This is a genomic window from Kitasatospora sp. NPDC048545 (assembly GCF_040651155.1).
Lineage (GTDB): Bacteria > Actinomycetota > Actinomycetes > Streptomycetales > Streptomycetaceae > Kitasatospora.
The window spans coordinates 49567-61282 of record NZ_JBEZIQ010000009.1; the positions used below are offsets into that span (position 1 = coordinate 49567).

General features: G+C 75.1%; 14 protein-coding genes. 8 read left to right on the forward strand and 6 right to left on the reverse strand.

Going from position 1 to position 11716, the window contains the following annotated elements; translation table 11 throughout:
* Positions 1–58 precede the first annotated feature (58 nt).
* Both AB0D10_RS11265 and AB0D10_RS11270 read right to left on the reverse strand, forming a co-directional pair.
* Positions 59–412 carry a hypothetical protein gene (locus tag AB0D10_RS11265; RefSeq protein WP_360254548.1) on the reverse strand — a complete coding sequence of 118 codons (354 nt, stop codon included), beginning with the start codon at positions 410–412 and terminating at the stop codon, positions 59–61.
* A 181-nt stretch (positions 413–593) separates the two neighbouring features.
* Positions 594–1223: a maleylpyruvate isomerase N-terminal domain-containing protein gene (locus tag AB0D10_RS11270; RefSeq protein ID WP_360254301.1), complete on the reverse strand. Its 630-nt coding sequence runs from the start codon at positions 1221–1223 to the stop codon at positions 594–596.
* Between the two features lie 202 nt (positions 1224–1425).
* Between AB0D10_RS11270 and AB0D10_RS11275 the strand changes: the two genes are divergently transcribed.
* From AB0D10_RS11275 to AB0D10_RS11290, 4 genes are all read left to right on the forward strand, one after another.
* The gene (locus AB0D10_RS11275; RefSeq protein WP_360254303.1) at positions 1426–2064 is read left to right on the forward strand and encodes a LysE family transporter; all 639 of its coding nucleotides are present in this window, start codon (positions 1426–1428) and stop codon (positions 2062–2064) included.
* Positions 2065–2204: 140 nt separating this feature from the next.
* Complete coding sequence (locus tag AB0D10_RS11280) at positions 2205–2942, forward strand: TetR/AcrR family transcriptional regulator (RefSeq protein WP_360254305.1); 738 nt, start codon at positions 2205–2207, stop codon at positions 2940–2942.
* Positions 2943–3043: 101 nt separating this feature from the next.
* Positions 3044–3373: a hypothetical protein gene (locus AB0D10_RS11285; protein ID WP_360254307.1), complete on the forward strand. Its 330-nt coding sequence runs from the start codon at positions 3044–3046 to the stop codon at positions 3371–3373.
* A 15-nt stretch (positions 3374–3388) separates the two neighbouring features.
* The gene (locus AB0D10_RS11290; protein ID WP_360254309.1) at positions 3389–4462 is read left to right on the forward strand and encodes a M14 family metallopeptidase; all 1074 of its coding nucleotides are present in this window, start codon (positions 3389–3391) and stop codon (positions 4460–4462) included.
* A gap of 391 nt (positions 4463–4853) precedes the next feature.
* Here the strand turns inward: AB0D10_RS11290 and AB0D10_RS11295 are convergent, their stop codons facing one another.
* Positions 4854–5480: a TetR/AcrR family transcriptional regulator gene (locus AB0D10_RS11295; RefSeq protein ID WP_360254311.1), complete on the reverse strand. Its 627-nt coding sequence runs from the start codon at positions 5478–5480 to the stop codon at positions 4854–4856.
* Between the two features lie 250 nt (positions 5481–5730).
* On the opposite strand from AB0D10_RS11295, the gene AB0D10_RS11300 reads away from it, so the two are divergent.
* From AB0D10_RS11300 to AB0D10_RS11315, 4 genes are all read left to right on the forward strand, one after another.
* Complete coding sequence (locus AB0D10_RS11300; protein WP_360254549.1) at positions 5731–6489, forward strand: SDR family oxidoreductase; 759 nt, start codon at positions 5731–5733, stop codon at positions 6487–6489.
* Positions 6486–7271: an SDR family oxidoreductase gene (locus AB0D10_RS11305; RefSeq protein ID WP_360254313.1), complete on the forward strand. Its 786-nt coding sequence runs from the start codon at positions 6486–6488 to the stop codon at positions 7269–7271. The genes AB0D10_RS11300 and AB0D10_RS11305 overlap by 4 nt, the downstream gene beginning before the upstream one ends.
* Positions 7268–8239, forward strand: coding sequence for an NADPH:quinone oxidoreductase family protein (locus AB0D10_RS11310; protein WP_360254315.1), 972 nt, complete (start codon positions 7268–7270; stop codon positions 8237–8239). Before AB0D10_RS11305 ends, AB0D10_RS11310 begins: the two co-directional genes overlap by 4 nt.
* Positions 8240–8334: 95 nt before the next feature.
* Entirely contained in the window at positions 8335–9276 is a 942-nt protein-coding gene (locus AB0D10_RS11315) for an ADP-ribosylglycohydrolase family protein (protein WP_360254317.1), read from the forward strand.
* Between the two features lie 230 nt (positions 9277–9506).
* Here AB0D10_RS11315 and AB0D10_RS11320 read toward each other — a convergent pair whose 3' ends face one another.
* From AB0D10_RS11320 to AB0D10_RS11330, 3 genes are all read right to left on the reverse strand, one after another.
* Positions 9507–10328 (reverse strand): hypothetical protein, encoded by an 822-nt coding sequence (locus AB0D10_RS11320; RefSeq protein ID WP_360254319.1) that lies wholly within the window; start codon positions 10326–10328, stop codon positions 9507–9509.
* Positions 10315–10839, reverse strand: a complete 525-nt coding sequence (locus tag AB0D10_RS11325; RefSeq protein ID WP_360254321.1) for a SigE family RNA polymerase sigma factor — start codon at positions 10837–10839, stop codon at positions 10315–10317. Before AB0D10_RS11325 ends, AB0D10_RS11320 begins: the two co-directional genes overlap by 14 nt.
* 292 nt (positions 10840–11131) lie before the next feature.
* The gene (locus AB0D10_RS11330) at positions 11132–11578 is read right to left on the reverse strand and encodes a hypothetical protein (protein WP_360254323.1); all 447 of its coding nucleotides are present in this window, start codon (positions 11576–11578) and stop codon (positions 11132–11134) included.
* Positions 11579–11716 lie beyond the last annotated feature (138 nt).

An 11716-nucleotide genomic window follows, 5' to 3' on the forward strand; every position in this document is an offset into this window, starting at 1 on the left:
ACCGGTGGCGGCACGGGCACCGCCACCCATCCCGTCGACCCGCGGACCGACGGAGGGATCAGCGCGGGTCGACCAGCTCCGGGGCGAACACCGTGCCCAGCGGCTCCGGGCCGATGTACTGCTGGCAGTTGCACGGCCGCGCCTCGAACTGCAGCGGGCGGCGGTCGGCGTCCCACGCGGTCGGCGCCTCGACCTCCTCGTGGCAGCGCCCCTGCTTGTCGTGCTTGGCCAGGTGGTGGGTGCAGCCGCAGATCGGCTCCGGCGGGCGGTTGGCCGCCTCCAAGGCGGCGTGCCGACGCTCGGTGGCCGCGAGCAGTTCCATCTTCCGCTCGTGCCGCACCTTCAACGCCTGCCGCGCGTCCTTGACGATCCACCCGCTGCCGTACAGGACGACGGGCAGCACCCACCACATGCTGAGGACCTGGTCCACTGACTCTCCCCCGATCGGGCCGATTCCAGCCGCTGATCATACTGCTGACCAGGGGTGACCGACCCCTGACGGGAGCGCCTCGTCAGCGGATGACCGCGGGCGCTGCTGACCAGGGGTGACCGACCCCTGACGGGAGCGCCTCGTCAGCGGATGACCGCGGGCATCAGCGGATGACCGGGAGCACCGACCGGGCGCTGCGCCCGGTCGCCGCCTCGATGAAGTCCACCGGATCGGCGACCTCCGCCAGCAGCGCCCGGGTGGCGTCCAGCGCCGCCCCGGGCGGCGGCGGGCCGCCGACGGCCGCGATCAGGTCGAGCAGGTGGACGGTCGCCTCCATCAGCGCCACCTCCCCGAGCGCGCCGACCCGCACGCTGCCGAGCAGCGGGTGCGCCACCGTCGCGTCCGGCGGCAGGTCCGCGATCCCGGCCAGGGCGGCCGGCCCCTCGACCCCGAACCGCGCGATCAGCACGGCCGGCGCGGTCCGCTCCGCGACCTCCTTCGCGGCCTCGGCGACCTGCCCGGCGGCGGTGTGCGCGATGCCCCCGGGCCGGTTGTAGGCCCGTAGGATCCCGGCACCGGTGGTGACCTCGGCCGGGCCGTCGACGACGGCGTCGCGCAGCCCGGTGAACATCTCCTGCACCGGCGCCACGTGCGTGTACAGCTCCCGGACGGTCCACGCGGGCAGCCGGGTCGGCCGGTCCCAGTCCTCGGCGCTCAGCGCCGCTCCGCGCTCCGCCCAGGAGCCCCAGGCATCCGCCAACATCACGCGTACCGGGTCGTTCTGACTGTTCATCGGCCCTCCTGGGAACTGTGGTCGGGGAACGGCCCACGCTACCCGGCACCGTCCGAAAACCACTTGCCGCCCCCGGACCCGGCCGCCACGATCGGCCCATGACCACCTCCCCCGCCCGCCCGCTGCCCGTGACCTCTGCCGCCCGCCCGGCCTCGGTCCGACAGCAGCCCGGCCGCCCACGCAGGACCGACGCCGCCCGCACGTGAGGGCCGCGCTGGTCGCGGGGCTGCTCGCCGGGTTCGGCGTCGCCGTCCCGGTGGGGGCCGTCGGGGCGTACCTGGTCGCGCTCACCGCGCGGACCTCGCTGCGCACCGGCGCCTGCGCCGCCCTCGGGGTGGCCGCCGCCGACGGGCTGTACGCGCAGCTCGCCGCGGCCGGCGGCGGAGGCCTCGCCCCGCTGCTCGAACCCGTCGCCGGGCCGCTGCGGACCGGCTCCGCCCTGGTGCTGCTGGCCCTGGCGGCCCGGACGGCGCACGGCGCGCTGCGCCGCCGCCCCTGGGCCGCCGCGACGCCGGAACGGGCCTCGGAGCCGGCCCCGCCCACGCCCGCCCGGGCCTTCCTCACCCTGCTCGGGATCACCCTGCTGAACCCGCTCACCGTGCTCTACTTCGCCGCCCTGGTGCTGGGCGGCGCGGGCCGGGACGGCGCGACCTCGGGCACCCTCGCCCGGGCCGTGTTCGTCGCCGCCGTGTTCGCCGCCTCGGCCGGCTGGCAGCTGCTGCTGGCCGCGGGCGGGGCGTTGCTCGGGCGAGCGCTGACCGGTCCGCGCGGCCGACTACTCACCGCACTCGGGTCCTCCGCCCTGGTCGCCGGGCTCGCCGTCCGGGTGCTGGTCGGCTGACCAGGGAAATCGCCGGATCCGAAGATCGGTTCCGGCGCACCCGTTTACGACCGATTCCTACCTTGTATCCTGGATCTGTATCCGTTGCGTGACATCCACGGCGCGACACTCGTCGCGCGACACCCTCCGGGAGCGCGGACATGGCCGAACGGGACGGCACCGAGAAACGGGGGCGGCTGAGCCGCCCGCTGGTGCTCGCCGCCGCCGTCGCCTTGGTCGACCGCGAGGGCCTGGCCGCACTGACCATGCGCCGCCTGGCCGCCGAGCTGGGCGTCGAGTCGATGGCCCTGTACCGGTACACCCCGGGCAAGGAGGCCCTGCTCGACGGCCTGATCGAGTCCTACTTCACCGAGGTCAACGCCCGGCTGCGGACCAACGCCGACAACGGGCCGCACGAGTCGACCCGGCACCGGCCCGAATGGCGCCTGGAGCTGAGCCGGATCGCCCGGTCCTTCGCCGCCGCCGCGCACGCCCACCCCGAGATCCTGCCGCTGGTCGCCACCCGGCCGCTGACCGTCCCGCTGGCCCGGCGCCCGGCGCCGGTGCTCGAACTCACCGAGCACATCCTCGCGGTGCTCGGCCGGGCCGGCTTCGACGACGCCACCGCGCTGGCCGTCTACCGCACCTTCGTGGCCTGGAACCTCGGCTGCCTGCTGGTGGACAAGCGCCAGGTGGTCGACAACCCGGACGAGCCCGAGCCGGTGCTGCGGCTCGGGCTGCACCGGCTGCCCGCCGCCGACTACCCCCGGCTGCGGGCCCTCGCGCCCCGCTTCACCGAGTTCGACGACGACGCCGAGATGCTGGCCGGCCTCGACAGCCTGCTGGACGGGATGCCGCAGCCACCCCTTGACGCGTTCTACGGCGGCGACGCATCCTGAGGATACGAGGTACACGTCGGACATATCCCCTGATATCGGCGCCACCGACGGCTGCCGGGAAACCCCGGCCGCGCACCGGAGGGCGCCCGGAAGAAGTCCCCATGTCCGCCGTTCCGCACGCATCACCCGACGACGACATCCTGCGCCTCCACGTCACCTCAGAGGACCCGGAGGCCCTGCGCGCCCTGCTGCGCGAGAACCGTCCCGACGTCGGCGGACGCCCGCACGTCGAGGCGGACGGCCGCATCGGCATCGACGTCTACACCACGGCCGACCGGATCCCGGACCTCGAACGCGAGGGCGTCACGGTCACCCGGACCGGCAACGCCAGCGAGGCCGGGCGCGCCGCCCAGGCCGAGGTCGGCAGCGGCGACCGGTTCGCCCCCGACGACGCCGTCCCGCACGGCCTGGCCACCAAACTCGCCGGCTGACCCGGGAGGCCCGTCATGCCGTACCTGAACGTCACCGAGGTCGAGTCCGCCGTGACCAGCCTGGCCACCGCCTACCCCGACCTCACCCAACTCGTCACGCTGCCCGAGCCCTCGTTCGAGGGCCGCACCGCCCACGCCCTGGTGATCGGCGAACCCGCCGCGACACCCAAGCCGTGCGTGCTGATGATCGGCGGCGTACACGCCCGCGAATGGGGCAGCTGCGAGATCCTCGTCCACCTGGCGGCCGACCTGCTGGAGGCCCACCGCAACGGCACCGGCCTCGGCTACGGCGGCACGGCGTTCACCGCGGGCCAGGTCAGCGGTCTGCTGCACCGGCTCGACCTGGTGGTCTACCCGCTGGTCAACCCCGACGGCCGGAACTACAGCCAGACCGTCCGGCCGATGTGGCGCAAGAACCGCAACCCGGCCAACGCCGGCGGCAACCCGGACTCGGACTGCGTCGGCGTCGACCTCAACCGCAACTACGACTTCCTCTTCGACTTCGTCACCGCCTTCGACCCGAAGGCCGACCCCCAGGTGTCGACCGACCCGTGCGACCAGCAGGTCTACGCCGGACCGAGCCCGTTCTCCGAGCCGGAGACCCGCAACGTCCAGTGGCTGCTGGACCAGCTCCCGCTGACCCGGTGGTTCGTCGACGTGCACAGCTACTCGCAGGACGTGCTCTACAACTGGGGCGACGACGACAACCAGTCGGTCGACCCCGACATGAACTTCCGCAACTCCGCGTACGACGGCAAGCGCGGCCTGCCCGGCGACCTCGCCTACTCCGAGTACATCCCCAAGGAGGACGAGGACGCCGCCGTCCTGCTCGCCGAGGCGTTCTGCAAGGGCGTCAACGGCGTCCGCGGCCTGTCGTACAAGCCGATGACCGGCTTCCACCTGTACCCGACCAGCGGGACCAGCGACGACTACGCCTACTCCCGCGGGTTCGCCGATCCCGACCTGGGCAAGGTGCTCGGCTTCACCATCGAGTGGGGCACCGAGTTCCACCCGCGCTGGGCGGAGATGGAGGAGATCATCCGCGACGTGGACGCCGGGCTGGTGCAGTTCTGCCTGGCGACCGCCTGACCCACCCCCGGCCACAGTGCCCGACAGCAGGGCGCCCGCCGCGACCGATCGCGGCGGGCGCCCTGACACGTGGGCACGTGCGTTCAGGCGGCCCGGTGGAACACCGGATCCGCTCGCCGGAAGGGCATCACCGCACCTCCCCTTCTCCGACCGCCCGGGCCGGTGGTCGCTCCCGTCGGCGCCGCCGGTCGGGGGGCGTGGTCGCCGTGGGAGGTGTTCTGCTTCGATCCGCGGTGTCGGGACCGCGGTGGGAGTGCGCCGGGGAGGGCCCGCGGTGTCACCCGTGAGCCGACCCCGGGCGCTGTACGCCTTACGAGGCACACGTACGTCGTATACGAGTCTGCTCGCACCCCCACGAGCAGGTCAAGGGCGAGCCGGGCGGCCTGCCGCCTCAGACCCGGGCGCCCAGCATTCGCAGCACCAACTCGCCGTAGCGGCGGCCGAGTTCCTCCGGCGTCTCGGTCGATCGGTCGGTGTACCAGCGGGAGACGTCGATCCCGAGCGAGGTGACCGCGCGCGCCGCCGTCCGCACCTCCGAGACCTGGAAGTCGCCGGCCGCCGCGCCCTCCTCGATCAGTGCGCTGACCTCGCGCTCGATGTCCAGCCGCAACGCCGCGACCACCGCGTAGGCGTCCTCGGGCAGCGCGTGCAGCTCGTAGTTGACCACCCGCCCGACCGTCCGGGCCCGGGCGTGCCAGGCGGTGAACTGCTCGACCAGCCGCCGCATCCGCTCCGCCGGGCCGCCCCCGCCCGCCACGGCGTCCCGGACCAGGGCCAGCGTGGCGGCGTGCCCGGCCCGGCTGATCTCGGCCAGCAGGGCGGCCTTGGACTGGTAGTGGATGTACAGCGCGGCCGGGCTCATCCCGGCGGCGGTGGCGATGTCCCGGGTGGTGGTGGCGTGGAAGCCGCGCTCCGCGAACGACTCGACGGCCGCCTGGAGCAGCCGGTACGCCGCCTCGGGGCGGGTGTCGGCGCCGGGCAGGGTCGGCCAGAGGTCGGCCATCGGGGTGCTGGTCATGGCGTCATCCTCCCAGAGAGCCGCACGGGAACTCGTACAGGTTTTCCCACCGATCGCCGGACGGCCCCGGCGGACGGTCGGCAGGCTGTTGACAGGCTCCCGCACCGACAGCATGCTGAGCAAGCGCTTAGTCAGCAAGCGCTCGGCCGCCGCCTCGGTCGTCGCCTCGGTCGCCGGCGAGACCCGTCGCGGTCCGGGTCCGTCGGGGTCCGTCGCGGTCGAGACCCCCGTGGGAAAGGCAGGACGCTCCGTGGTGCACTCCTTCAAGGGCCGGGTGGCCGTCGTGACCGGATCGAGCCGGGGCATCGGCCTCGGCATCGCGCGCGAACTGGTCGACCGCGGCGCCAAGGTCTGCCTCACCGCCCGCAACCCCGAGCCGCTGGCCCAGGCCGTCCAGGACCTGGGCGGCCCGGAGAACGCCATCGCCGTCGCGGGCAAGGCCGACGACCCGGCACACCAGGAGGAGGCCGTCGCCCGCACCCTGGAGGCCTTCGGCCGGCTCGACCACCTGGTCAACAACACCGGTATCAACCCGGTCTACGGGCCGGTCCTCGGCACCGACGAGGCCGCCGCCGCCAAGATCCTGGCCGTCAACGTGCTCGGCCCGCTCGCCTGGACCCGCCGTGCTCACGCCGCGTGGATGGGCGAGCACGGCGGCTCGGTCGTCAACGTCGCCTCCATCGCCGGCATCCGCGCCTCCGCCGGGATCGGCATGTACGGCATCAGCAAGGCCGCGCTGATCCGGCTCACCGTCGAACTCGGCGCCGAACTGGGCCCGCAGGGCATCCGGGTCAACGCCGTCGCGCCCGCCGTGGTCAAGACCAAGTTCGCCGAGGCGCTGTACGAGGGCCGCGAGGAGCAGGTCGCCGCCGCCTACCCGCTCGGCCGGCTCGGCGTCCCCGAGGACATCGCCGGCGCGGTCGCCTTCCTGCTCTCCCCCGACGCCGGCTGGATCACCGGCCAGACCCTCGTCGTCGACGGCGGAGTCACCCTCGGCGGTGGCATGTGACGGCCGAGCTCGCGGACCGGGGCGTCGTCGTCACCGGCGCCGGCCGGGGCATCGGGGCCGCGCTGGCCCGGGCCTTCGCCACCGCCGGGGCCCGGGTCGTGGTCAACGACCTGGACGCCGACGCCGCACGCGCCGTCGCCGCGGACTGCGGCGGCACCGCCCTGCCCGGTGACGCCGCCTCCGCCGCCGGCCTCGCCGATCTGGTCGACCGGGCCCGCACGGCACTCGGCGAGATCGACGTGTGGTGCGCCAACGCCGGCGTCGCCCCGGTCGGCGGGGCCGACGCGCCCGCCGCCGCCTGGGCGAGCGCCTGGGAGGTCAACGTGCTCGCCCACGTCCGGGCCGCCGACCTGCTGCTCCCCCGCTGGCTGGAGCGCGGCGAGGGCCGCTTCCTGTCCACCGTCTCCGCCGCCGGGCTGCTCACCATGCTGGGCTCCGCACCGTACGCGGTGAGCAAGCACGGGGCGCTCGCCTTCGCCGAGTGGCTCTCCGCGACCTACCGCCACCGGGGCGTACGGGTGCACGCGCTCTGCCCGCAGGGCGTGCGCACCGACATGCTCGCCTCCACCGGTGCCGTCGGCGAGGCCCTGCTCGCGCCGACCGCGTTGGACCCGGAGGACGTCGCCGAGGCGACGCTGACCGCGCTGCGCGAGGACCGTTTCCTGATCCTGCCGCACCCCGAGGTCGCCGAGTACTACCGCGTCCGGGCCACCGAGCCGGACCGCTGGATCGCCGGGATGAACCGGCTCCAGCAGGGGCTGGAGAGGAGCGAGGCGCTGTGAGGGCCTGGCAGGTCGCGGAGCTCGGCGAGCCGGAAGCGGTGATGCGGCTCGCCGAGGCGGTGCCGCGGCCGGTGCCCGGCCCCGGTCAGCTGCTGGTCCGGGTGCGGGCCGCCGCCGTCAACTTCCCCGACGCGCTGATGGTGCGCGGGCAGTACCAGGTCCGACCGCCGCTGCCGTTCACGCCCGGCGTGGAACTGTGCGGCGAGGTCGCGGACGGGCCGCGGCGCGGCGAGCGGCTGATCGGGAACCCGGTGCTGCCGCACGGCGCCTTCGCCGAGTACGCGCTGCTGGACGCTGCGGCCGCGTTCCCGGCACCCGGGGCGCTGGACGACGCCGAGGCCGCGGCGCTGCACATCGGCCACCAGACCGCGTGGTTCGCGCTGCACCGCCGCGCCCGGCTGCGGGCCGGCGAGACCCTGCTGGTGCACGCGGCGGCCGGCGGGGTCGGCAGCGCCGCCGTCCAGCTCGGCCGCGCCGCCGGGGCCCGGGTGATCGCCGTGGTCGGCGGCCCGGCCAAGGCGGAGGCGGCCCGTGCACTCGGCGCCGACCTCGTGGTGGACCGGACGGCCGGGGACTTCGTCACCGCGGTCAAGGAGGCCACCGGTGGGCGCGGCGCGGACGTGGTCTTCGACCCGGTCGGCGGAGACGCCTACACCGGCTCCGCGCGGTGCGTCGCCTTCGAGGGCCGGATCGTCGTGGTCGGCTTCGCCGCCGGGCAGATCCCCGCGCCCGCGCTCAACCACGCTCTGGTGAAGAACTACGCGATCCTCGGCCTGCACTGGGGCCTGTACAACACCCACGACCCGGGCGCCGTCCGCGCCGCGCACGACGAGCTGACGAAGCTCGCCGAGCAGGGCACGGTCCGGCCCCTGGTGAGCGACCGGGTGCCGTTGGCGGGGGCCGCGGACGCGGTCCGGCGGGTCGCCGGCGGGCTGAGCACCGGCCGGATCGCCGTCCTCGGCGACTGACCGTCACCGGGTCCGCCACCGGCCTGCCGCAGCCGGGTCCGCCTTCCCCCGGAAACCTGACTGCGGCAGGCCCGGAGTCCTGCCAGGATGCCCGGATGACATCCTTTTCCGCCGCTCGCGACTCGTTGGAGGGCTTGGCCCTCGGGGACGGATTCGGGGAGCGCTGGTTCCCCCTCTTCCGCTCGCCCCGGGAGGCGTTCGAGCAGATCCGGGCCCGGCGCACACCGGAGGAGGGGCCCTGGCACTGGACCGACGACACCGCGATGGCACTGTCGGTCTTCGGGGTCCTGACCGCCTTCGACGCGGTGCACCAGGAGCGACTGGCCCAGGCCTTCGGGGCGACCTACCGGGCGGACAACGGCCGCGGCTACGGGTACGGCATGCACGTGCTGCTGCCCGAACTGGCCGCGCAGCCCGCGAGTTGGCGCACCCGGGCGCACGAGCTGTTCGACGGCCAGGGCAGCCTCGGCAACGGCGCGGCGATGCGGGTGGCCCCGCTGGGCGCCTGGTTCCACACCGACCTGGACGAGGCGGCGGAGCAGGCGGCGCTGTCCGCCGAGGTCACCCACGCGCACCCCGAGGGCGTGGCCGGGGCGGTGGCCGTCGCCCTGGCGGCGGCCCTCGCCGCGCGCGGCCGCACCGGCCCCGCGCCCGTCGGCGCCGAGCTGCTGGCCGAGGTCGCCGACCGCACCCCGGCCGGCGCCGTCCGCGACGGGCTGCGACGGGCCGGCGAGCTGTCCCCGGCGACCGAGCCGTGGCGGGCGGCCGACCTACTCGGCAACGGGCAGCGGATCCGGGCGAGCGACACCGTCCCGTTCGCCCTGTGGTCCGCCGCGCACCACCTGGACAGCATGGCCGACGCCCTGTGGACCACCGCCGAGGGCCTGGGCGACGTGGACACCACCTGCGCCATCACCGGCGGCGTGGTCGCCGCCCGCACCGGCCTCACCGACGTACCGCAGGAGTGGCTGGCCTGCCGCGAACCGCTCCCCGACTGGGTCGCCGAGGCAGAGGCGGAGGCAGAGGCGGCTGACTGACGGAACGTCAGGACGTGGTCAGGTCCTGCCGCGACCGGGACGGGTTCCGCGCGGGGAGCCGCCGGGCGGGCGGACGCTGAGCGCCGGGCGCGGCCCGGCGGTAGCGGGCGCGCAGCTCACCAGGAGCAGCGCCAGCCCTGCGAGGGCGCGACGGGGTAGGGACATGGCGGTTCGGCCTTCGGGAAAGGGGTTTCAGGAGGAGGACGTCGAGTGGAAGGGGGCGGGCCGGATCAGCCGCGCGGGGCCTTCGCGGGCGGCCGGTCGTTCCCGGTCGTCCGGATCGAGTCGAGCACCTGCCGCACCTGCAGCAGCGTCGATTCGGACGGCCGGCGCAGGCACGCCTCCAGCTCGATCAGTGCGGGTGCACCGTCGCGGACGATGCTGCGGCGCCCGACGAGCGCCCGGGTGCCGCCGTCCATCGCGCAGAACGCGGGGGGCTGCTCGTCGGTGAGGGTGACCGGGCTGCCGGGGACCTGCTCGATCCGGCTCGGGTCGTCGACCAGTTGGAGGACGAGGAAGACGCCGTCAGCCGCGAGCGGTCCGAGGGGGGCGCAGACACCCTTCGACTGGCAGGGCGTCGCCCCGAGCGGCTCGGTGGCGATGAAGCCGATGCCGTCACGGGGGTTGCCGGTGATGCCGTCGCGGGAGTGCCAGCCGTACGGCACCTCGACGACCAGGTCCGGGAGGGACGCGAAGCGGGTGGCCGACCCCGGGGGCACGACCATGCCGGACGGCTCCCCCGCCGGTGCGGGCGAGGCCACGGCGGACGGCGCCCCCGCCGGCCCCGCGGCCACCCCGTGGTCCGGTGCCGGTGCGATGGCGGGCGCGGCCGCCAGGGCCGCGGCGAGCAGCCCGCCGGTCAGCCCGGCGCCGAGCCCGGCGGCCCGCCGCCGGCGGCTGGTCCGGGCGACACGGGCGCGGACCCGGTCCATCCGGTCCTCGGGAGCCGCCAGGTGCGGTGCGGCCTCGTGGAGCAGGAACCGCAGCTCCTGCTCCACCTCGGTGTCGGCGGGCCCGTGACCGTCCGGGTCCAGCAGGTCAGATCCGTTCACGGTGTCCTCCGTCCAGCAGCTGCTCCCGGGCCGGCAGCCGGCCGCGCAGTGCGGCCAGCGCGTGGTGCGTCTGGCTCTTGACCGTTCCGGTGCTGCAGCGCAGTGCCTCGGCGGTCTCCTCCACGCTGAGGTCCTCGAAGAAGCGCAGCACGACCACGGCCCGCTGGCGCGGCGGCAGTGCCCGGACGGCCTGGGCGACGACCTGCCCGAGCACCACGTCCTCGTACGGGTCCGCGCCCGGCGTCGGCCGGTCCGGGAGTTCGTCGTGCGGCAGTTCCCCGGTCCAGCGGCGGCGCCACCAGGAGACGTGGCAGTTGACCAGGACCTTCCGCAGGTACGCCTCGGGCCGGTCGATGGAGATCCGGTCCCACTTGGGCCAGACCTTGGCGAGCGCGGTCTGCAGCAGGTCCTCGGCCTGGTGCCGGTCGCCGGTCAGCAGCCAGGCCACGCGCAGCAGTTTCGGGCCGCAGGCGGCGACGAACTCCTCGAAGCCCGGTGTCGCGTCCCTCATCGTGCTGTCCCCGCCATGGTGTCCGTGCCGTTCCCGTCAACTGCGGCGGCCTGGTGGGCCGCGCCCGTCGTGTCATTCTCACGGCTGCTGAACGCGATGGGTGACGCACCTGGTTGTACGCCTGGCGGAAGAATTTTTCGGCGGGTCGGTGCGGAGCGCCCGACGGCCGGGAACCGGCCGGGACTTGGCCGGGCGGCGGGCGGGCGACCGGCCGGCGGCACCAGGACGGCCCCGCTCCCCGGGTGACCGAGGGCGGCCCGTCCGGTGCCCGCCCCGGCGGCCTCCCCGGGCCTCAGCCGGTGACCTCCACGGTGACCTCGTAGGTGCGCTGGTCGGGCGGGCACTCGCGGGCCTCGCCGCAAATGGTGCGGGTGGCGGTGAGGCTGGCGGTGCCGGGGGCGTGGGCGGCGAAGGTGGTGGTGACGGTGCCGCAGCCGCCGCCGGGGCGGCAGGAGGGGGACGGGACGGTGACGGGGGTGCCGCTCGGGGCGGCGACGTCGGGGGCGGAGCTGGTGGCGGCGGACCAGTAGGTGGTGTGGAGCGCGAGCGTGACGATCGTGCCGACGGCCACCTTCAGGGTGGTGTGGTCGGCGTGCTCGTCCACCGTGACGGCCGCCGGGCTCGGGGTGCCCTGGGCGGGGGCGGTCGCCGAGGGGCCCGTCCCGGTGGAGGCGCAGCCGGTGAGAGCGAGCAGGGCGGAGGTCAGTGCCAGGGCGGCGGCGGGTCTTCTCGGGTTCACGGGGGGTTCCTTCTGACGGTGTGCGAGCGGTACCGGTTCGACGTACCGACGGCCTGATCGGATCCCCCCCGGGACCGGATACTTCCCCGGGGTCGGATCCCCCCCCCGGGGTCGGAAACGGCACCGGGGCGGGCGCTG